The sequence below is a fragment of the Kribbella sp. NPDC059898 genome (genome assembly GCF_042730855.1).
Taxonomy (GTDB): Bacteria; Actinomycetota; Actinomycetes; order Propionibacteriales; family Kribbellaceae; genus Kribbella.
Map to the genome: position 1 here is coordinate 262,263 of NZ_JBHWKR010000008.1, position 19,896 is coordinate 282,158.

The window sequence follows — 19,896 nt, forward strand, 5'->3', positions numbered from 1 at the left end:
CGGGGCCGGCCCTGGTGGTGCCGGCCCCGCAGCTTGGGTCGACTAGACGGTGATCCAGTCGATGTCGGCGATGTAGCCGTTCGGGTTGCTGACCTTGATCGAGTTGGACCCGGCGGTGAGCTTCAGCGGCAGGTAGGTCACCTGCGGCGTGCCCCAGTCGTTGTCGCCGAGGCCGCTGTAGTTCACCCAGTAGTTGTCGGATCCGTTGACCGTCAGCATGCTCTGCCGGCTGGTGTCGCCGTCCGTGTAGGCGATCTTCACCAGGTACGTCCCGGTCTTCGGCACGGTGACGCCGTTCAGCGTCACCGTCGATCCGTACCCGATGTTGCCGATCTTCGCTCCGCCCGAGCAGAGCGTGCAGCCCGAGACGCTCGCGTCACCGGTTCGGGTGCTGGTCGGCGCCTCCGCCTCGTACCGCACGGGTCCACCGGATGCCGACGTCAGCATCGTCACCGGTGCACTGGCCCTGGTGTCGTGGTTGCCCCGGACGGTGAACGAGTACTGCGTCTGCGGCTCGAGGCCACTGACCAGGACCCGCGTACCCGAGCTGGTCGCCACCTGCTTGCCGTTGGCAAACACCTGGTACGACGAGGCTCCGGTGCTCGGTCGCCAGCTGAGGGACACCGTCGTACTGCCGACGTCGGTCGCGGTGAGGTCGGCCGGGATGTGCCGGCCGTTCGGCCAGATCTTGTACAGCTTGGACCCGTGCGCGGGCAGGTCGGCGCTGACGGAGCCGGACACGTTCTGGGTGTTCCGGTCCGCCCAGATGTCGCGGACGTTCGCCTTCCCGTCGATGCCGAGCTGGGCGAAGTCGCCGGTCACCGTGGCGGGGGAGTCGGCCAGGTTGAACAGCGCGACCGTCGTACTGCCGTCGGTGTTCTGCGCGTACCAGACCTGCTGCAGCTGGTCCTGGTTCAGCGGGCGGGCGGGCGTACCGGACTGGTCGATCGCGATCACCTCGCGGTTCGTCAGCAGCTTCAGGCCGTACGCGTCCAGCTTGGTCAGGTCGTCACCGGCGAACAGCGGCGCCGAGTTGATTGCCCAGAACGTCATGTACGACTGGCGTTCCGCGTCGGTCAGGCCGTCCATCGCGCCGACGCCGACGTCCAGTGCGTCGAGGTTGTTCCAGTGCCCCGGTCCGGCGTCGTCGATCCACTGCGTGACGTCCCACCAGCGGGCCTTCACTGAGCTGTCCCACTTGACGATCGTGTCGCAGTAGCACTCGACGTCGGTGTCGATCCGCCAGCCGTTCGAATTCGCTTTCCATACGTCGGCGTACCGGTGGCTGAGCGACCACGACAGCGTGTACTGCATCGGCCGGCCGGCGTTCTGGACCGCGCGCCACCAGGCCTCGACGTCGGCGGTGTTGTTGTGGTTCGGGTCGTCCGGCGCACCCTTCCAGGAGCCGGGGCCGACGCCGTCCATCTTGATGAAGTCGACGCCCCAGGACGCGAACAGCTTCGCGATCGAGTCGGCGTACTTCTGCGCACACGGGCTCGCGTAGTCGATCTTGTACGCCGCGTCCCAGCCGTTCGTCTTCCGCAGGTCCGGGTAGACGATGTTCCGGGTGAAGCACCCAGGCGCGTCGTAGATCGGCGTGTTGCCGTCGCGGTACACGTCCGTACCAAGGCCGACCGTGGTGTAGATCCCGAACTTCAGGCCGAGCTTGTGGATGTCGTCGCCGACCGCCTTCATCCCGCGCGGGAAGCGCTTTGCCATCGCGACCGGCCGGCCGTACTCGTCACCGCCGTCCTGCCAGCCGGCGTCGACGTTGACGTATTCGTAGCCGTACGGCTTGAGCTTGGTCGCCAGGGCGCGTGCCTGGGTGAGGATGTTCTGCTCGCTGATGAAGCTGCCCGGGCCGTCGGGGTTCACGCCGGGGTAGTTGGTGGACTGCAGGCTCCAGCTGCTCCAGCCCATATACGGCTTGGCGGCGACCTGCGGGTAGGTGGGTGGTTGCCGGTCCTGGAAGGCATCGGCCGGGGCGGCCGCGGCCGTCACCAGAGCGACGGCGGCCAGCAGAAGCGAAGTACGACGTCTCAAATGCATGGGAGCGTCCTCCGGGGGAGGAGTGAGCGGACCCTGCCGAGCCTAGGGCGGTTTAATTTACATGGTCAAGTATTCGGGTGTCGTGACTTGCTGTGACACGACTGCCATCGAACCTTGATCAACTTCGGTACCCCGCTCGGTCGTCGTACCAGCAGCAGGCCGGCTCGTGAGGATGCCGGCCGGATGCACGAGGGGGTTCCATCATCGTGAACGGAAGAAGACTCGGCCGGGGCGTTGTCGCCGCGGCCGGGGCGGCCGGACTGGTCGCACTGGCCGCCGCCGGAGCATCGGCGGCGGGATCATCGGGTACGGCGTCAGCCGGTACGGCGCGCCCGGCGCTGAAACTGGTTGCCGGGAGCATCGACGTGACGCTGGACAACTCGCCCGACTACGGGGTCGACCTCGACCTCGGGACGCACATGGTGGCCGGCAACGCGCCGGTCGAGGTGCGGGCCACCCGGGCGACGTACGCCTCGCCGGTGGTCGCGACGCAGTACGTGAACGGCAAGGCGGCCCGGCAGTTGCCGAAGGGGCTGGTCACGGACTTCTCCGGACTGGGGAAGTTCCTGCATGTGACGATCACCGACGCGCACGGCAAGAAGGTTCTCGACAAGGACCAGACGGTCTGCCTGAACGGGGACGGCTCGCGGACCCGGCCGGACGCGCCGGCAACGTCGCCGTACCCGGGAGACTGTGCGGCGAACCCGTTCACCCAAGGCGCGGTCTGGGGGCTGCAGACCGGGTGGTCGGTGCACACCTTCAACAACGACGCGACACCGGTACAGCTTGCCGTCGGCAAGTACAAGGCCGTTGTCACCGTGAACAAGGCGTACCGGGACTTCTTCAAGATCCCGGCGAACGACGCGTCGGTGAAGCTGAACCTGACCATCCAGAAGGCGCAGGACTGCCTCCGCGGATGCTTTGGCGACAAGATCACGAAGGCCGTTGCGTTGAAGGCGAATCCGGCCCGTCCGACGGGCAAGGCGAGCGTGCCGAAGGGGCCGAAGCCGGACCTCCGGCCGGTACCCGCGTGGGGGATCGACGTCGCGCCGGGCGACGCGGGGACGCCGGACGCGAACAAGGACTTCCTGCAGTTCTCGGCGACCGTGTGGAACGCGGGTCCGTCGCCGCTGGTGCTGGACGGTTTCCGCCGTCAGGGCAAGGACCTGATGGACGCGTACCAGTACTTCTACGACGCGCACGGCAAGCAGGTCGGGTACCAGACGACCGGCACGCTGGAGTGGGACGGCCGGCCCGGCCACAACCACTGGCACTTCACCGACTTCGCGCGCTACAGCCTGCTGAACGCCAAGCAGACCGAGGTGGTGCGCAGCCAGAAGGAGGCCTTCTGCCTGGCCGCGACCGACGCCATCGACTACACGGTGAAGAACGCGAACTGGCATCCGTACAACACCGATCTGCACACCGCGTGCGGCGACCACAGCTCGCTCTCGGTCCGTGAGGTCCTGGACGTCGGCAACGGGGACACGTACGTGCAGACGCTGCCGGGTCAGTCCTTCGACGTCACCAACCTTCCCAACGGCACGTACTACGTCCAGGTGACCGCCAACCCGGAGCACCGGCTGTACGAGTCCAGTACCACCAACAATGTTGCCCTGCGCAAGGTCATCCTCGGCGGCACGTTGCACCACCGCACCGTCAAGGTGCCCCCGGTCGGCGTCATCAACATCCCCTGATGCCGCCGCTGCCGGTCCGCTCACCGGCACCCTCGCGCCCCCGGCCTTGATCCAGCCGGGGGCGCGAGTGGCTCTCAGCTTGTTCCAAGCCAGGCCCACCTATCTTCGAAACGACATGAGGAGGGGCCGATGCGCCGAGGATTCGTCGCTGTCGTCGGGTCGTTGTCGTTGATCGTGCTGGCGGGGTGTTCGGGCACCCCTGTGCGTTCCGCCGGTACGTCGATCCAGGTGCAGCACCATGCGAGGATGCGCGCCGGTTCGGTGAACTGGGCCATCAAGGACTATCAGCTCGCCGGCCCGACCGACCTCGCCGGGTACACCGACCACGTCAGCGTCCGCAGCGGCGAGCCGTTCAAGCTGTACGTCTCGTCGTCCGACGGCGACTTCACCGTTCACGCGTTCCGGCTCGGCTGGTACGGCGGAACCGGTGCGCGTCAGGTCTGGACGTCGGCCGTCGTACCGGGCGTGAAGCAGGCCGCGCCGCTGCTCACCCGGCTCCGGATGGTGACGACGAACTGGCGGCCGTCGCTCACGGTCCCAACGACCGGCTGGCTGCCCGGCGCGTACGTGCTGTTGCTGCGCGCCGCGGACGGCAAGGAGAAGTACGTGCCGATGGTGGTGCGCTCGGACTCGGCGCGCAACGCGGTGCTGATCGTCGACGCGGTCAACACCGAGGAGGCGTACAACGCGTGGGGCGGCTACTCGCTCTACCACGGGCCGCACGAGCAGCACGCCACCCGTTCGCTCGAGGTGACATTCGACCGGCCGTACGACCTGAACGGTGCGCGCGGTCTGCTGAACTACGCGGCGCCGGTGATCCAGGAGGCGGAGCAGAGCGGCGTACGGCTGGCGTACGCGACCAGCGCGGACCTCGAGGCCGATCCGGGGCTGCTCGCCGGGGCGCGCGGGATCGTGTTCGGCGGGCACGACGAGTACTGGTCGCTCGGGATGCGCGCCGCGGTGACGAAGGCGCGTGACCACGGGACCAACCTGGCGTTCCTCGGCGCGAACTCGGTGTTCTGGCGGGTACGGTACGCGCCGAGCCGGCTCGGGCAGCGGCGGGTGATGATCGGGTACAAGGACGCGCGCCTCGACCCGGTGAAGAACCGGCCGGTCACCACGGTGCGCTGGCGGAGCGACCCGTACCCCGACCCGGAGAACAGCCTGACCGGCATGCTGTACGAGTGCTTCCCGGCGGTCGGCGCGTTCACCGTGCGCGACCCGCGGTTCTTCCTGTTCGCGGGCACCGGCGCCAAGGCGGGTACGGCGTACCCGGGGCTGATCGGTGACGAGGCGGACCGGGCCTATCCGATCGCCGGTACGCCGGCAGACCTGCAGGTGGTCGCACACTCGCGGACGACGTGCGGGCGGCTGCACACGTACTCGGACGCGACGTACTACACCGTGCCGTCCGGGGCCGGAGTGTTCGGCACCGGGTCGATCGAATGGGTGCGGGCGTTGGCCGGGCCGGACGCGAAGGCGGGCGTGGGGCCGGCCGCGGTAGCGTTCGCGCGGGCCGTGACGTTGAACGTGTTCCGCTCGTTGGCTGGTGGACCGCTGGCGCGGAAGCATCCGGCGCACGCGGACCTCGCGGCGCTGCACGAGTCGCCGTTGACTACCAACGGGACGGGCGGGCCGGTCGGGAAGCCGGCCACATCGAAGGAGTTGCGATCCAAGGCGTGAGTAGCAGAGTACGACGGGGGCTGGTTCTGGGCGTGGCGGTAGTAGTCCTGGCCGCCGGATGCAAGTCCTCGGCCAAGCCAACGGCCGCACCTCCGACCAAAGCGCAACCTTCTACTGCCGCACCTTCCGCGGCGCCCAACGTGGTGGCGGAGAACTCCAAGGCCGGGACGACGGCCTGGAAGATCGACACCGCGCGGATCGCCGGGCCGATGGAGCTGGCCGGGTACGCCGACCAGGCGCGGGTCCACAGCGGGCAGTCCTTCCGGCTGTTCGTGACGTCGACGGCCGGCGCGTTCACCGTGCGCGCCTTCCGGATCGGGTGGTACGGCGGGACCGGCGGGCGACTGGTCTGGACCTCGCCGTCCGTCCCGGGGCACGCGCAGCCCGCGCCGACCGTACGGCCGTCCGACCACCTGGTCAGTACGAAGTGGACGCCTTCGTTGACCGTACCAACGACCGGGTGGCCGGCGGGTGCGTACCTGTTGTTGCTCAGGGCGGCGAACGGCAAGGAGAAGTACGTGCCGATCACGGTCCGCTCGGAGTCGACGCGGGACGCGGTCGTGATCGTGAACGCGGTGAACACCTACGAGGCGTACAACGCGTGGGGCGGGTACTCGCTCTACAACGGGCCGGACAACTCGTTCGGGTCGCGGGCGCACCGGGTCACGTTCGACCGGCCGTACGAGGGGAACGGCGCGAAGACGCTGGTGCAGTCGGAGCTGCCGTTGATCCAGCTGGCGGAGCAGAGCGGCGTACGGCTCGCGTATCTGACGAGCGTCGACCTGGCGACCGATCCGAACGCGCTCGCGGGGGCGCGCGGGATGGTGTCGCTCGGGCACGACGAGTACTGGACCGTGGCGATGCGGGACGCCGTCACGAAGGCGCGGGACGCCGGGACGAATCTCGCCTTCCTCGGGGCGAACGCGGTGTATTGGCGGGTGCGGTACGAGAGCAACGATCGGGTGGTGGTCGGGTACAAGGACGCCACCCTGGATCCGTTGAAGAACCGGCCGGACACGACGGCGAAGTGGCGGAGCAAGCCGAATCCGCGGCCGGAGAACTCGCTGACTGGGTTGCTCTACGAGTGCTTCCCGGCCGTGGGGTCGTTCACGGTGCGGGACCCCGGCTTCTTCCTGTACGCCGGGACCGGCGCGACGAAGGGTTCGACGTACCCCGGCCTGGTCGCGACCGAGGTGGACCGGGCCTACCCGATCCCCGGCACGCCGAAGAACCTGCAGGTGGTCGCGCATTCGCCGGTGTCCTGCGGGCCGACGATCCACACGTTCTCCGACGCGACGTACTACACGGTCGCGTCGGGCGCCGGCGTGTTCGACACCGGCTCGATGAACTGGGTCCCGTCCCTGCACGGCCCGAACTCCAAACACGCCCTGACGATGCGAGAGGTCACGTTCGCCCGCAAACTCACCCTGAACCTCCTCGGCGGCATGGCAGCCGGCCCGCTCGGCCGAACCCACCCCGCCGTCGGCGACCTCGCGACGCTCGGTGCCTCGTCCTCCACCTCCACAGGCTCCGGAGGCACGGTCGGCTAACCGCGGGCCTGGGGCGGAGCCGAGCCGTGGAAGGCAGTCACTCAGCTCCGCCCCAGGAGTTTCTAGTGGTGCTGCGGGCGGCGGCGGGGGCGCGTCGGGCGGAGGTGGGAGTCGGTGCGGGCGTGCTGACGGCGGCCCAGGACGAACGGGCGCGAGGTGCGGGGCAGTGGGGTGTTCTTGGGGGCCGATAGCTGGATCTCGGTCTGCTGGAGGTTGAGGCGGAGGGGAACCTGGTGCCACGGGGAGCGGGTGCGGACCAGGACCAGGCGGAACTGGCCGTCGCGGCGGAGTCGTAGGCCGATGGCGACGGTGGCGATCGCCGGCACCAGACCGGCGAGCAGCAGCGCCGAGCGGGCCCCGAAGTGCTGCGCCAGGAACCCGACGGTCGGCCCGCCGATCGCGCCGCCGCCGATGAAGACCAGGTTGTAGATCCCCGACACCCGCCCGCGCAGCCCGTCCGGTGTGGTCAGCTGGACCATCGACTGCGCCGCCGTGAGGAACATCAGCGTCGCCATCCCCATCGACGCGAGCACCGGGATGAACGTCCACAGCGACGGCTGGATCGCCGCCAGTACCTCGGTGACCGTCAGCAGGCAGGCGATGCCGATCAGGTTCCGCAGCCGCGTCGGCCGCACCCGACGCGCCGAGAGCAACGCCCCGGCGAGTGCCCCGAACGCGACCACCGAGTTCAGTACGCCGTACCCCGAAGCCCCCGTGTGGAACACCCGGTCGGCGAACGCCGTCAGCGTCACCGGCAAACTGATCGTGAACATCCCGTAGATCCCGACCAGCGCGATCGCCCACCGCACCGCCGGCTCGTGGAACGCGTACCGCACGCCGTCCCGCAACCCGTCCCGGATCCGCAGCCCGGCGCTCGCCTTCCGCGCCGCGTGGAACCCGGGCATCTCGCGCTCCCGCATCCGCAGCAGCGCGCTGATCGACGCGAAGAACGTCAGCCCGTTCAGCGCGAACGCCCACCCGGCCCCGATCGTGCCGAGCAGTACGCCGCCCAGCGCCGGGCCGATCAGGCTGCCGAGCTGGAACGTCGACGACACCATGCTGATCGCGTTCCGGACCGTGTCCCGCGGGACGAGCTCGGTGACGAACGACTGCCTGGTGGGATTGTCGACAGCGGTCGCGAGGCCGAGCACGAACGCCATCGTGTAGACGTGCCAGACCTGGACGCTGCCGGTGAAGGCGGTCAGCGCGAGGATGCCGGCACAGGTCCCCATCGTGATCTGCGTGACCAGCAGGATCTTCCGCTTCGGGAAGCGATCCGCGATCACCCCGCCGTACAGCCCGAGCACCAGGGTCGGGAGGAACTGCAGGGCGGTCGTGATGCCGACCGCGGTGGCGCTGCCGGTGAGCGTGAGCACCAGCCAGTCCTGGGCGATGCGCTGGATCCAGCCGCCGGTGGAGCTGACCAGCAGCCCGCTGACCAGGAGGCGGAAGTTGCGGACCCGCAGCGCGCTGAAGGTGTCCTTGAAACCGGGGCGGCGCGCCTGCGTCTCCCGGAGCTTGGTCGAGTCGGTGGGGCGGTGGAGGTGGAAGTCGGTGGACGGGACAGTACCGGTGGCCCGGGAGGTCAAGAGCGATCCCTACGCGATTGGACTGGTCAGGGGAGGACCCTTCCATCCTCAGGGGTGGACGCTGGATTCCCCCAACGAATTACTCCTATTAGTCTTATTGCGTGACGTAATGGGAGGTGCATCGATGTACGACCCGGACCAGCTCCGGACGTTCCTCGCGGTCGCGCAGTCGCTCAGCTTCACTCAGGCGGCGGAGCGGCTGGGGATCCGGCAGCCGACGGTCAGCCAGCATGTCCGCAAGCTCGAGACGGCGGTCGGGCGGCCGCTGTTCGTCCGTGACACCCGCACTGTCACGCTGACCGCGGACGGTGAGGCGATGGCCGGGTTCGCCCGGACCATCCTGGCCGCGCACGAGGAGGCCGCCGGCTACTTCACCGGCTCCGAGCTCCGCGGCCGGCTGCGGTTCGGCGTCACCGACGACCTGGCGCTGACGCCGCTGCCGAAGATCCTCCGCGACTTCCGCCAGCTGTACCCGCGGATCGACCTGGAGCTGACCGTCGCGCAGAGCCCGAACCTGCTCCGCCGGGTCGAGTCCGGGCATCTCGACCTCGCCTATGTGAAGCACGGCGGCGGCGGTTACGAGCCGAACGGGCGGCTGGTACGCCGGGACTCGCTCGTCTGGGGCGGGATCTCGGGCACCCGGATCGCGCCGGACGGCCCGGTGCCGCTGGTCACGTACCAGGCGCCGTCGCTGAGCCGGTCGCTCGGCGTCCAGGCGATCGAGCAGGCAGGCCGGACCTGCCGGATCACCTGCATCGTCCGCGGCGTGAACGGCGTACTCGCGGCGGTCCGGGCCGGGCTCGGGATCGCGATCTTCGCCCGCTCGCTGATGCCCGCCGACCTGGTCGAGCCCCCGCCGAGCGCCGGCCTCCCCGAGCTGCCCACGATCGACCTGGTCCTGATCACCAACCCCCGCGCCGCCAAGGAGCCGGCCGAAGCCCTCACCGCCGCCATCCTCGGCAGCAACGCCCCCCTGAAACCCGACGCCGGCTAGGGTCGCTGAAGGTCAGACCAGCGCGTGCCCGCGCAGTACCAGCGAAACGATGCTCACGGCAGCAATCCCGATCGTGACCAGGAACGGCGCGTTCCGCCACACCACGATGACGCCGAGCAGTACGGCGACCACCGCCAGCGCGACCCAGCCGACCACCCCGATCGCACCGGCCGGGGCGATCACCAGCAGCCCGGTCGCCGCCGCGAGCGGGAGCGGCGCGACCAGCCGCGCGTACCGCCCGAGCCGCTGCGGCCACCCGCGCACGCCGGTCGCGAGATCGTCGGCAAGATCCGGTACGACGTTTGCCAGGTGGGCACCGATCCCGAGCAAGGCCCCGGCCGCGGTCGCCCACCACGGCGCCCACACCCGCGCGGTGCCGAGCGTCACGAACGAGGGCAGCCCGCCGAACGCGACCGCGTACGGCAGCCAGGAGACCACGGTCGACTTGAGGCCGAGGTTGTACGCCCAGGCGCAGGCGACGAACCCGAGATGAACCAGTCCGGCCGCGAATCCGTTCGCGAGAGAGACGGGGACGGTGACCACCAGCATGACGCCGGCACCGATCGCCAGCGTCCGGCGACTCACCAGTCCACGCACCACGGGCTTGTCCCGGCGGTTCACAATGGTGTCGCGGGCGGCATCTATCGCGTCATTGCTCCAGCCGATCGAGAGGTGGCCGGTGAGGATCGTTGCTGCGACCAGAAGACACCCGGACGGACTGCGCCCGGCCGACCACGCGACGGCCGTGACCAGCGCGGTGACGGCGACGGTCGGCCCCGGGTGGCACGCGAGAGCGAGACCTCTCAGTACGGTCCTCACCGACGTAACGATGCCACGATGACCCGGATCGCAGCGGTCCGCCCCGCGCTGCCGCCGTACCGGTATCCGCAGTCCGCGCTGACCGAGGCGGTCGCCGCGATGTGCCTCCCGGACGGGCACGGTACGGCGCTGCTCCGCCGGCTGCACGCGAACGCGGGCGTGTCGTATCGGCACCTGGCGCTGCCGCTCGAGGAGTACGCCGCACTCGACGGGTTCGGCGCCGCGAACGACGCGTGGATCGCGACCGCGGTCGACCTCGGCGCGGAGGCGGTCGCGGGCGCGGTGAAGGACGCGGGGCTGACGCTGGACGATGTCGACGTACTGATGTTCACGACGGTGACCGGGGTGGCGGCGCCGTCGATCGACGCGCGGGTGGCGTTGCGGCTCGGGATGCGGGACGACGTGAAGCGGCTGCCGTTGTTCGGGCTCGGGTGCGTCGGGGGAGCGGCCGGGATCGCGCGGCTGCACGACTACCTGACCGCCTGGCCGTCGCACGTCGCCGTACTGCTGTCGGTGGAGTTGTGTTCGTTGACGCTGCAGCGCGACGACGCCTCGCTGCCGAACCTGGTCGGCGGGGCGTTGTTCGGGGACGGCGCCGCGGCGGTGGTGCTGACCGGATCGGAGCATCCTTCGGCGTCGGGGCCGTCGGTGGTGGCGACGCGGTCGCGGCTGTACCCGGACTCGGAGCGGGTGATGGGGTGGGACGTCGGCGCGGGCGGGTTCCGGATCGTGCTCGGGGCCGACGTACCGGACGTGGTCCGGACCTACCTCGGTGGAGACGTTCGCGGGTTCCTCGGTGACTACGGGCTGGGCGTCGCGGACATCGGGACGTGGGTGAGTCATCCGGGCGGGCCGAAGGTTCTCGAAGCGGTCGAGGAGACGTTGAAGCTGCCGTCGGGGGCGCTGGAGCTGACATGGAGGTCGCTCGATGCGGTGGGCAACCTGTCGTCGTCCTCGGTGCTGCACGTGCTGGGTGACACGATGCGGTTGCGGCCGTCCGGGCCGGGGATGTTGCTGGCGATGGGTCCTGGTTTCTGTTCCGAGCTCGTGTTGATGGAGTGGTGATGTACGGCTGGTACGTCGGATTGGTGCTGCTCGTCGCCGCCGAGCGCGTGGCGGAGCTCGTGGTGTCGCTGCGGAACGCCCGCTGGAGCTTCGGCCGGGGCGGGGTGGAGTCGGGGCGCGGGCACTACCCGTTCATGGTCGTCCTGCACACGTTGTTGCTCGCCGCGTGTCTGGTGGAGGCGGCGCACCGTACGTTCGTCCCGTGGCTCGGGTGGACGATGTTCGCCGTCGTACTGCTGGCACAAGGGCTGCGGTGGTGGTGCATCACGGTGCTCGGGCATCAGTGGAACACCCGCGTGATCGTCGTACCGGGCTTGACGTTGGTTGCCCGCGGCCCGTACCGCTGGCTGCGGCACCCTAACTATGTGGCGGTGGTCGCGGAGGGGATCGCGCTGCCGCTTGTCCATACCGCGTGGTTGACCGCGCTGGTCTTCACGGTGCTCAACATTCCTCTCCTGGCCGTCCGGATCCGCGCCGAAGAGGCAGCCCTCAAAGCCGCCCTGGTCCCGTGATCGATCTGCTGGTGGCCGGTTGCGGACCGGCGGGTGCGGCGACCGCGATCCGCGCGGCTCTCGCGGGGCTGTCCGTTGTCGTCGTCGAACCGCGGAGTACTCCGATTGACAAGGCCTGCGGCGAAGGGGTCGCGCACAGCGCCGTCGCGTACCTCACCCGGCTGGGCGTGGACGTCCCCGGCCGCCCGTTCCACGGCATCCGCTACCTCGACGAAACACACTCGGTCGACGCGCGCTTCACCACCGGCCCCGGCCGCGGAGTACGCCGTACCGCCCTCCAATCGGCCCTGGCCGCCCGCCTGGCCGCCCTCGACATCCCGGTCGTCCAGTCCCGCGTCGGTCCCATCACCCAGACCACCACCTCCGTAACAGCCGCCGGCCTCACCGCCCGCTACCTGGCCGCCGCCGACGGCCTCCACTCACCAATCCGCCGGCAACTCGGCCTCAGTTCACCCATGCACGGCCAACTCGGCCTCAGCTCGCCCGTGCGCGGCCGCCTCGGCCTCCAGCACCCCACCACCGTCCCCGCCTCTGCTGCCTCCCTCAGCTCGCTCGCCCGCCTCTTCCACCCCGCGCCGGCACTTCACGGTCCGCCCTTGGACCGACCTTGTGGAGGTGTACTGGTCACGTCTGGGCGAGGCCTATGTGACACCCGTAGCGGACGACCTGGTCGGTGTAGCCGTGCTCACCTCGGCCCGCGGCACCTTCGACGAGCACCTAGACGCGTTTCCGCAGCTCAAACGCCGCCTGCAGGCAGCCGAACCGGCCGGCACCGTGATGGGCGCCGGTCCGCTCCGCCAGCGTGTCCGCACCCGCACAGCCGGTCGTGTGCTGCTGGTCGGCGACGCCGCCGGGTACGTCGACGCGCTCACCGGCGAAGGCATCGCGGTAGCCCTCCGCACCTCGGCCGAACTGGTCGACTGCGTCCGCGCCGACCGCCCGCAGGACTACGACGCCGCCTACCGCCGCGTCTCCTGGGAGTGCCGCGCGCTCACCGCATCGTTGCTCTGGGCCCGCAACCGGCGGCTGCTCGCCCCGCACATCGTCCCCGCCGCCGCCCGTCTCCCCGGCGTCTACCGGACCATCGTCAACCGCTTGTCCTAGGCAACGGAACGTGCCACAGGCCCGGCGGTCGCTCAGACATCGCCGGGCCTGCGGGTGGGCCGAGCCTCCTGGTGAAAGGTTCGGACCGGGCAGCCTTTCCGGCCTCCTGGTGAAAGGTCGGACCGGCTGACAAGGAAGACTCTGTCAGGCGGATGTTGCCCAGCAGTTGCCGGAATGTGAAGCCTTGTTACATGGCCCTGTGGCGTAGATCTCAGTGCTCGGTCCGTACGGCGGCAATCTGCAACTGCAACGCCAGCCGCTCCCGCGGATCCGAGAGATCCAGCTCCGCGATCTCCCCGATCCGCTTCATCCGGTGCCGCAAGGTGTTCGTGTGCAGATGCAGTTCCCGTGCCGCCCGCTGCGGCTGCCCCGGGAAATTCAGCCACGCCTGCAGCGTCTCGACGTACCCGGTGTCGTGCTCGATGTCGTGCCGCAGCAACGTCGCCAGCGGACCATCCATCTTGGTGGTATCAAGCGACGTCACCGCCCGATGCACGGTCAGCACGTGCCACGCCTGCTCCACCCGCAACGCCGGCCCCGGCGCGACCCCACGCCGTACCAGCCCCAGCAACTCCACCGCCTCGGCCCGCGAACTGGGCAGATCAGCCGGCCCGCGCGCAGGCCCGCCAGCTGCCGCATACGTTCCGGGCGACTCGACCACCAGCTTTTGCAGCCAGTTCCATGAGCCAGGCCCGTCCGCGTCCGTGACAACCGCCAGCACGGTCCCGTCCAGATCAGCCAGCTGCGGTTCACTCCACCCGTGCCGGCGCCCTGTCGACTCCCACAGGTCCAGCTGCTGCGGTACGTCGTACCCGTCCGGCGACCCGAGCGCCACCACCCGCCACGGCTGGCGCGGCAGCCGTACGTCGACCGGGTTGTCGGGTGAGAACTGCCGCAGCACCGTCCGCAGCCGGTCGATCGCGCTCCTCCGCGCTACGTCGGCCTGTGCGCGCAGCCGCAACAAGTGCAACGCCAGCACCGATGCAGCGTTGCTGAGCTCGGTAGTGACCGCCTCACTCACCGGACCGTCCACAACAGCCCAGATAGACCCCAGCCACTCACCACCAGCCCGCACAGGTACGACGAGCCGCGGGCGGATCCCGTTCGGCCCGTCAGGCACCAGGAACGGCTCGCTGGACCTGGCCAGCCGCCGAAAGATGCCTCGGGCCCGGAAGTGTGCAATGACCTCCGCAGGCACCCGCCGGCCGACAATCGTCGACACCCGGGTCGGGTCGGTGAAGTCCTGCCCAGACGAGTACGCCAGTACGCGCGACTGGTTGTCCTCGATCGTCACAGGCGCGTCCACGATCGCAGCAGCCGCGTCCGCCAGTGCGAACAGCTCCTGGTGTACGCCGGCATCGCCAGCGACAGGGGAGTCGGGTGCAGCGGCCCTGTCGAGTACGCCGCGCAGCAGCCAGACCACGTGCGCCCAGGTAACGCTCGGCTGCAGTGCTACGAGTGTCATGACCTCACGCTCCGCGGCGGCGGCAACGGACGGCTCATGCGCCAACGGCGTACGTAGGACCACTCCTGACGCGCTCCCGGCCGCACAGCGCTCTACGAGCTCCACAGCGTCCTCTGCGTCGCGTAGACCGAGCCCTAGCACCAGATCGCCGGGCTGACCGGTCGCAGGCTCCTGTGGGTCGGCCAGGAACACGTCTCGTACCTCGCTGTCGCCCTTGCCGGGTACCACGACCTCGAACAGCGCAGGACCGACGGCCACGATCAGATCGGACGAGGAGATCATGAGGTTATTGTGCGGGTTATTGTGCGATGGGCACAGTCATTCGTCTCCGCAATGGTGTGATCGCACCATGACAGACGCTCGCGGCGGCCGCACCATCGATACATGACCACAGCTGGTTCCACTCACCTCGTCCCCGATCGCGTCGCCGTCGTCGGCGCGGGCATGGTCGGCCTGGCCACCGCCTGGTTCCTCCAGGAGGCCGGCGTCGAGGTGACCGTGCTCGACCGTGAGGGCGTCGCCGCCGGCGCGTCCTGGGGCAACGCCGGCTGGCTGACCCCCGGCCTGGCCACGCCGCTGCCGGAACCGGCGGTCCTCAAGTACGGCGTCCGTGCGGTGCTGAGCCCCGCCTCACCGGTGTACGTCCCGCCGACCGCGAGCCCGCGGCTCCTCAAGTTCCTCACCCGCTTCGCTCGCAACAGCACCGCCGGACGCTGGAAGACCGCGATGGACGCGCTGGTCCCGATCAACCGGCAGTCCCTGGCCGCGTTCGACTTCCTGGCCGACGCCGGGGTGCAGGCCCAGACCCACGAGGCCAAGTCGTTCCTGGCCGCCTACCGGACGGTCGAGGAGCGCAAGGTCCTGCTCGAGGAGATCGAGCAGATCCACGCCGCCGGCCAGGGCATCGAGTTCGAGGCGATCAGCGGCGACGACGCCCGCGAGATCGAGCCCTCGCTGTCCGACGCGATCGGCGCCGCGATCCGGCTGCACGGTCAGCGCTTCATCAACCCGGGCGAGTACGTGAACCTGCTCGCCGACTCGGTGATCGCCCGCGGCGGCCAGATCATCAGCGGCGTGGTCGTAAAGGACATCGTCGACGAGATCCGCGGCGTCCGGCTGGTCACCGCGGACGGCGAGACCGACCCGTTCGACGCGGTCGTGATGGCGACCGGCGCATGGCTGACCGACCTGGCCAAGCAGTTCGGTGTCCGGACCGTCGTCCAGGCGGGCCGCGGGTACAGCTTCAGCGTGCCGATGGCGCACGTACCGGCCGGCCCGGTGTACTTCCCGGCCCAGCGGATCGCCTGCACGCCGCTCGGCGACCGGCTCCGGGTGGCCGGGATGATGGAGTTCCGCAAGCCCGAGGCGAAGCTCGACCCGCGCCGGATCGACGCGATCGTGGACGCCGCCCGGCCGCTGCTGCGGGACGCCGACCTGGACGCCCGGACCTTCGAGTGGGTCGGCCCGCGGCCGTGCACGCCCGACGGCCTGCCGCTGATCGGCGCGACCGCGTCGCCGCGGGTGTTCGCCGCCGGCGGCCACGGCATGTGGGGCATCACCCTCGGCCCGATCACCGGCCGGCTGCTGGCCGAGACCATCACCACCGGCCGCACCCCGGAGGAGCTGCGCCCCTTCAACCCACTGCGCTGACACGTGGAGGGGCCCCAACGACGTGGCCCTCCCTCCCGCTGACCGTCACCTCGAGCAGCCTCGGTGAGCCTCCTCAGGGCAGCGCCTCATCTGCCCGCGCCTCCTCCGGCCACCCACCTGCTCCGGTCAGCCCAAGAGCGGGCCCTGGCGATTTTCTCCTGCCCAGGGCCCGCTCTTCTCTTTCTGTCGGCGCCCTGTGCGATCGTTCCGCCCATGGTGCTCAGGTGGTACTCGGTCGTGGTCGACTGCCACGACGTACGCAAGCAAGCGGCCTGGTGGGCCGAGGCGCTCAGCTGGAAGACGATCCACGCGACCGCCGAGGAATGCGCGAACACCAGCCAGGACCGTGACGCCGAGATCGCTCGCCTCGAGTCCCTGGGCGCCCGCCGCGCCGACGTCGGCCAGCCCGGCAGCGCGTCCTTCACCGTCCTGACCGATCCCGAGGGCAACGAGTTCTGCGTCCTCAGCTCCCGCGACGCGTGACCGTGCTCACCGTCACCTCGGCAGCCCCCGTCGCGGAGCTGACAGAGCTCATGCGTACGGCGTGGTGGATGAGTGACCGTACTCCGGCCGACGTCGAGCGTCTGCTCGCGAACTCCGATCTGGTCTTCGCCGTGCTGGACGACGGCAAGCTGGTCGGCTTCGCCCGGGTCCTCACCGACCGCACGTACGTCGCCCTGCTCCTGGACGTGATCGTCGACGAGTCACACTGGGGCGTCGGCGTCGGCGCCGTACTGCTCGAAGCCGTCGTCAATCACCCCGCGCTCGCGGACGTCCGCAGCCTGGAGCTCGTGTGCCAGCCGGATCTGGTGCCGTTCTACCGCCGCTGGGGATTCACGGACCAGGTCGGCGCCTCGCGGCTGATGCGGCGTACGACGGATGCGCGTCTGACCGGCTGACGGGTTGCCGAGCGGGGGAGCGGGCGGGCACGATCGGGGCACCTGGCGACGGACGGAGGCTCTGGCTGATGAACGGAACCGAACCGCCGACCTGGGTGGTGAAGGCCCGGCCGGTCGTGGATGTGGCGGGCCGGATCCTCTGTCTGGTGCTCGGCGCCGCGCTGCTCGTCGCCGGCCTCGTCGGGATCTTCACCGGCGTCGGCGAGGGTGCGCTGGTCACGGTCCTCGCGGCCGGGCTGCTGCTGATCGTGATGCCGTCGATCGTCGACCGGATCCGGTCGCTCAGGCTCGGGCAGTTCGAGGTGGACCTGCTGCGGCAGATGGCGGCGTCCGCGAAGAAGACCGCCGACACCCTCGAGCGGCTCGGCATGCGCCAGGAGCTCTCGGCGTACGCGACCATCTACACCGAACTGCGCGAGTCCGATCTGACCGCGCTCCGCGGCCAGATCCTCGACCGGATCCTGCAACGCGTCGCGAACGCGGCCGCCGTGGAGAAGTTCGACAAGGACGAGGTCGCCGGCCTGTTCCGGACCGGCTCACCGGTCGTCCGGGTGATCGCGCTCGGCCTGATGGAGGGCGACCGCTCGCTGATCGACACGGCGGTCCTGCTGGACGCGATCAACGGCCCGCTGACCGGCAACGAGCAGTTCCACGCGCTCCAGCTCGCGCAGAGCGGCTGGGGGCGGCTCACGCCCGACGAGCGCCACCAGGTGCTCGCGGCCCTCGACCACAACCCGCAGCTCCAGGAAGGCCCTGACCGGGTCGCCGTGGCACAGCAGATCCGGGAGCTCGGTGCGAACTCCCGGATCTGCTGAAACCGGATCAGTGCGTGTGCGGCTCGGTGCCGTGCTCCGCCTCGTGGGCGGCGATCTGCGCCTTGACCTCTTCCATGTCGACCGCGCGCAGCTGACCGATGAGGTCCTCCAGGCTGGCAGCGGGGAGCGCGCCGGCCTGCGAGTACAGCACGACGCCGTCGCGAACTGCCATCAAGGTCGGGATGGAACTGATCTGGAAGGCCTGCGCCAGCTCACCCTGAGCCTCGGTGTCGACCTTGCCGAAGGTGATGTCCGCGTGCTGCTCGGACGACTTCTCGAAAACCGGTCCGAACATCTTGCACGGGCCACACCACTCGGCCCAGAAATCCACCAGCACGAGACCGTCGCCACCGACCACCTCGTTGAAGTTGTCCTGGGTCAGCTCGACCGTTGCCACTACGACCTCCGAAAGTAGTTGAGTACGCCGTAGTCAACACCGACCGCCCCGCGACTTGTTCCCGCGCCCCGGGAGCAGGCCGTACGCCGATCTCGTACGGCGGACGACCTGACCGGAATGCGGAGTCTCGAATGTGACCTGGGCCACGTTGTCAGATCGGCATGTCCACGAAGGGTGACGCGTAGTCCTGCACCTCGCCGAGAATCGAGGCGGCGGCCTCCGGGGTCAGCTCCGAACGCTCGCGCTCCGCGACGATCATCTGCCGCAGCAGCCGGGTCTCGCCGGCCGTCGCCAGGCCGGTGATCTCCGGGTGCCCGTTCAGTAGCCACGCGGTCGCGGCGGTGATGTAGCGCTGCTCGTCGAACGGCCGGTACCAGGTGTCGTAGGACTTCTGCTCGCCCTCGGCCCAGCCGCGCCGGGCGATCATCTTGATCGTCATCAGCGCCGCGTCGGAGGCCTGCACGGCCTCGACCAGGGCCGCGTAGTCGGCGGCGTACTGCGGATCCGTCGAGAGCTTGTAGTTCAGCGGGGTGAGCACGCTGTCGAAGTCGAACCGCCGCAGCCCCTCGGTGTGCACCGACGGCGCCTGCGCGGTGTGGCCGGTGATGCCGATGGCGCCCACCAGGCCTTCGTCCTTGGCCCGGATCGCCGCCTCCAGCGAGCCGCCCTTGCCGGTGACGAGGTCGAGGTTCTCCAGATCGCAGACCGCGTGCATCTGGATCAGGTCGACGTGGTCGGTCCGGAGCCGCTCGAGCGACCGGTTGATCTCGCTCCAGGCCTCCTCGAAGGTCCGTCGCCCGGTCTTGGTGGCGAGGAAGATCCGGTCCCGGATCTCCGGCATCCGGGGGCCGAGCCGGAGCTCGGCCTCGCCGTAGTCCGCGGCCACGTCGAAGTGGTTGATACCGGCGTCGAGTGCTTCCTGGATCGATGCGTCGGCACGGTCCTGGTCGACGCCGCCGAGGGAGGCCGCACCGTAGATGAGTACCGAGCTCTGGTGGCCGAGTCTGCCCAGCCGGCGAGTTTCCATCCTGGTCCTCCAGGGGGTAGCAGGGAACACTGCCGACCTTATGCCCGGAAAGCCTGTCGGCAAGCGGTTGTCCACAGCCGGCTTTGACCCCCTCGCCACGGGAGAGTTTTCCACAGCTGGGTGGCCTGATCGGTTACTATCTGTGATCGTATGGTGCGGTTCTTTTACCATGGTGTTCGCACGGATCTTCGAACCTGTCCGCGGCGTATGGCATGGTGTGCGCTGCCCGGGCGACCCGATCGGGCATGAGAGAGGAGCTATGACGACGGTACCGAAGGTGTCACGCTTGGCCGGAATGAGCCAGGGTGAGGGTGACACTGCCCGCGTGCGGGGTAACAGTATGGCTGCGGGGAGCGATGGACCATCCGGATCCTGGTCTCGGGTCTCCCGGAGGTCGGTTGCTTGCCGTATCCTCCCGGCTACTGTCCGCGTAACTGCTGTCTGAGGGGCGGGTAGGGATGAGTTGGTGGCGAACGTTGCTGAATCTGCCGCCAAAAGGTGAGCACTGGTCGGACCAGCGCCGGACGAAGAAACCCGGCAAGGGCCGCCCGCAGAGTACCGCGCCGGAGTGGTGGGCCCAC

The 19,896-nt window shown here is 69.5% G+C and carries 17 protein-coding genes; 11 read left to right on the top strand and 6 right to left on the bottom strand.

Translation table 11 applies throughout. The features are described 5' to 3' along the window. Positions 1–42: 42 nt before the first annotated feature. Positions 43–2,049 carry a fibronectin type III domain-containing protein gene (locus ACFV9C_RS25620; RefSeq protein WP_380197431.1) on the bottom strand — a complete coding sequence of 669 codons (2,007 nt, stop codon included), beginning with the start codon at positions 2,047–2,049 and terminating at the stop codon, positions 43–45. Positions 2,050–2,255: 206 nt separating this feature from the next. Here ACFV9C_RS25620 and ACFV9C_RS25625 point away from each other — a divergent pair, with 206 nt between their 5' ends. The 3 genes from ACFV9C_RS25625 to ACFV9C_RS25635 all read left to right on the top strand — a co-directional run bounded on the left by ACFV9C_RS25625 (position 2,256) and on the right by ACFV9C_RS25635 (position 6,979). Next, positions 2,256–3,746 carry a lysyl oxidase family protein gene (locus ACFV9C_RS25625; protein WP_380197433.1) on the top strand — a complete coding sequence of 497 codons (1,491 nt, stop codon included), beginning with the start codon at positions 2,256–2,258 and terminating at the stop codon, positions 3,744–3,746. A gap of 129 nt (positions 3,747–3,875) precedes the next feature. After that, entirely contained in the window at positions 3,876–5,429 is a 1,554-nt protein-coding gene (locus tag ACFV9C_RS25630) for a N,N-dimethylformamidase beta subunit family domain-containing protein (RefSeq protein WP_380197435.1), read from the top strand. Between the two features lie 32 nt (positions 5,430–5,461). Continuing rightward, positions 5,462–6,979, top strand: coding sequence for a N,N-dimethylformamidase beta subunit family domain-containing protein (locus ACFV9C_RS25635; RefSeq protein WP_380197437.1), 1,518 nt, complete (start codon positions 5,462–5,464; stop codon positions 6,977–6,979). Between the two features lie 62 nt (positions 6,980–7,041). Here ACFV9C_RS25635 and ACFV9C_RS25640 read toward each other — a convergent pair whose 3' ends face one another. Next, positions 7,042–8,568 carry an MFS transporter gene (locus ACFV9C_RS25640; RefSeq protein WP_380197439.1) on the bottom strand — a complete coding sequence of 509 codons (1,527 nt, stop codon included), beginning with the start codon at positions 8,566–8,568 and terminating at the stop codon, positions 7,042–7,044. Between the two features lie 124 nt (positions 8,569–8,692). Between ACFV9C_RS25640 and ACFV9C_RS25645 the strand changes: the two genes are divergently transcribed. Further along, complete coding sequence (locus ACFV9C_RS25645; protein ID WP_380197441.1) at positions 8,693–9,562, top strand: LysR substrate-binding domain-containing protein; 870 nt, start codon at positions 8,693–8,695, stop codon at positions 9,560–9,562. A 12-nt stretch (positions 9,563–9,574) separates the two neighbouring features. Here the strand turns inward: ACFV9C_RS25645 and ACFV9C_RS25650 are convergent, their stop codons facing one another. After that, a complete protein-coding gene (locus ACFV9C_RS25650) occupies positions 9,575–10,381 on the bottom strand; it encodes a UbiA family prenyltransferase (protein ID WP_380197443.1) in 807 nt (268 codons plus the stop codon). An 18-nt stretch (positions 10,382–10,399) separates the two neighbouring features. On the opposite strand from ACFV9C_RS25650, the gene ACFV9C_RS25655 reads away from it, so the two are divergent. The 3 genes from ACFV9C_RS25655 (at position 10,400) to ACFV9C_RS25665 (ending at position 13,062) form a co-directional block, all read left to right on the top strand. After that, the gene (locus ACFV9C_RS25655) at positions 10,400–11,446 is read left to right on the top strand and encodes a type III polyketide synthase (protein ID WP_380197445.1); all 1,047 of its coding nucleotides are present in this window, start codon (positions 10,400–10,402) and stop codon (positions 11,444–11,446) included. Further along, complete coding sequence (locus ACFV9C_RS25660; protein ID WP_380197447.1) at positions 11,446–11,958, top strand: isoprenylcysteine carboxyl methyltransferase family protein; 513 nt, start codon at positions 11,446–11,448, stop codon at positions 11,956–11,958. Before ACFV9C_RS25655 ends, ACFV9C_RS25660 begins: the two co-directional genes overlap by 1 nt. A 615-nt stretch (positions 11,959–12,573) precedes the next feature. Then, positions 12,574–13,062 carry an NAD(P)/FAD-dependent oxidoreductase gene (locus tag ACFV9C_RS25665; protein WP_380197449.1) on the top strand — a complete coding sequence of 163 codons (489 nt, stop codon included), beginning with the start codon at positions 12,574–12,576 and terminating at the stop codon, positions 13,060–13,062. A gap of 211 nt (positions 13,063–13,273) precedes the next feature. Here ACFV9C_RS25665 and ACFV9C_RS25670 read toward each other — a convergent pair whose 3' ends face one another. Next, positions 13,274–14,809 (bottom strand): helix-turn-helix domain-containing protein, encoded by a 1,536-nt coding sequence (locus tag ACFV9C_RS25670; RefSeq protein WP_380197451.1) that lies wholly within the window; start codon positions 14,807–14,809, stop codon positions 13,274–13,276. Between the two features lie 102 nt (positions 14,810–14,911). On the opposite strand from ACFV9C_RS25670, the gene ACFV9C_RS25675 reads away from it, so the two are divergent. The 4 genes from ACFV9C_RS25675 to ACFV9C_RS25690 all read left to right on the top strand — a co-directional run bounded on the left by ACFV9C_RS25675 (position 14,912) and on the right by ACFV9C_RS25690 (position 17,891). After that, positions 14,912–16,177, top strand: a complete 1,266-nt coding sequence (locus ACFV9C_RS25675) for an NAD(P)/FAD-dependent oxidoreductase (protein ID WP_380197453.1) — start codon at positions 14,912–14,914, stop codon at positions 16,175–16,177. Positions 16,178–16,390: 213 nt separating this feature from the next. Then, positions 16,391–16,660: a VOC family protein gene (locus ACFV9C_RS25680; RefSeq protein WP_380197455.1), complete on the top strand. Its 270-nt coding sequence runs from the start codon at positions 16,391–16,393 to the stop codon at positions 16,658–16,660. A gap of 68 nt (positions 16,661–16,728) precedes the next feature. Then, a complete protein-coding gene (locus tag ACFV9C_RS25685) occupies positions 16,729–17,076 on the top strand; it encodes a GNAT family N-acetyltransferase (RefSeq protein WP_380197457.1) in 348 nt (115 codons plus the stop codon). Positions 17,077–17,144: 68 nt separating this feature from the next. Further along, a complete protein-coding gene (locus ACFV9C_RS25690) occupies positions 17,145–17,891 on the top strand; it encodes a hypothetical protein (protein ID WP_380197459.1) in 747 nt (248 codons plus the stop codon). Between the two features lie 7 nt (positions 17,892–17,898). Here ACFV9C_RS25690 and trxA read toward each other — a convergent pair whose 3' ends face one another. Then, positions 17,899–18,288 (bottom strand): thioredoxin, encoded by a 390-nt coding sequence (gene trxA / locus ACFV9C_RS25695; RefSeq protein ID WP_344189728.1) that lies wholly within the window; start codon positions 18,286–18,288, stop codon positions 17,899–17,901. 151 nt (positions 18,289–18,439) lie between these two features. Next, the gene (locus tag ACFV9C_RS25700; protein WP_380197462.1) at positions 18,440–19,315 is read right to left on the bottom strand and encodes an aldo/keto reductase; all 876 of its coding nucleotides are present in this window, start codon (positions 19,313–19,315) and stop codon (positions 18,440–18,442) included. Positions 19,316–19,896: the final 581 nt, after the last annotated feature.

Coding starts and splice junctions, on each gene's coding strand:
- ACFV9C_RS25700 (WP_380197462.1), bottom strand. CDS start 19,315: ATGGAAACTCGCCGGCTGGGCAGACTCGGCCACCAGAGCTCGGTACTC.
- ACFV9C_RS25645 (WP_380197441.1), top strand. CDS start 8,693: ATGTACGACCCGGACCAGCTCCGGACGTTCCTCGCGGTCGCGCAGTCG.
- ACFV9C_RS25685 (WP_380197457.1), top strand. CDS start 16,729: ATGAGTGACCGTACTCCGGCCGACGTCGAGCGTCTGCTCGCGAACTCC.
- ACFV9C_RS25630 (WP_380197435.1), top strand. CDS start 3,876: ATGCGCCGAGGATTCGTCGCTGTCGTCGGGTCGTTGTCGTTGATCGTG.
- ACFV9C_RS25655 (WP_380197445.1), top strand. CDS start 10,400: ATGACCCGGATCGCAGCGGTCCGCCCCGCGCTGCCGCCGTACCGGTAT.
- ACFV9C_RS25660 (WP_380197447.1), top strand. CDS start 11,446: ATGTACGGCTGGTACGTCGGATTGGTGCTGCTCGTCGCCGCCGAGCGC.
- ACFV9C_RS25670 (WP_380197451.1), bottom strand. CDS start 14,809: ATGATCTCCTCGTCCGATCTGATCGTGGCCGTCGGTCCTGCGCTGTTC.
- ACFV9C_RS25690 (WP_380197459.1), top strand. CDS start 17,145: ATGAACGGAACCGAACCGCCGACCTGGGTGGTGAAGGCCCGGCCGGTC.
- ACFV9C_RS25680 (WP_380197455.1), top strand. CDS start 16,391: ATGGTGCTCAGGTGGTACTCGGTCGTGGTCGACTGCCACGACGTACGC.
- ACFV9C_RS25675 (WP_380197453.1), top strand. CDS start 14,912: ATGACCACAGCTGGTTCCACTCACCTCGTCCCCGATCGCGTCGCCGTC.
- ACFV9C_RS25620 (WP_380197431.1), bottom strand. CDS start 2,049: ATGCATTTGAGACGTCGTACTTCGCTTCTGCTGGCCGCCGTCGCTCTG.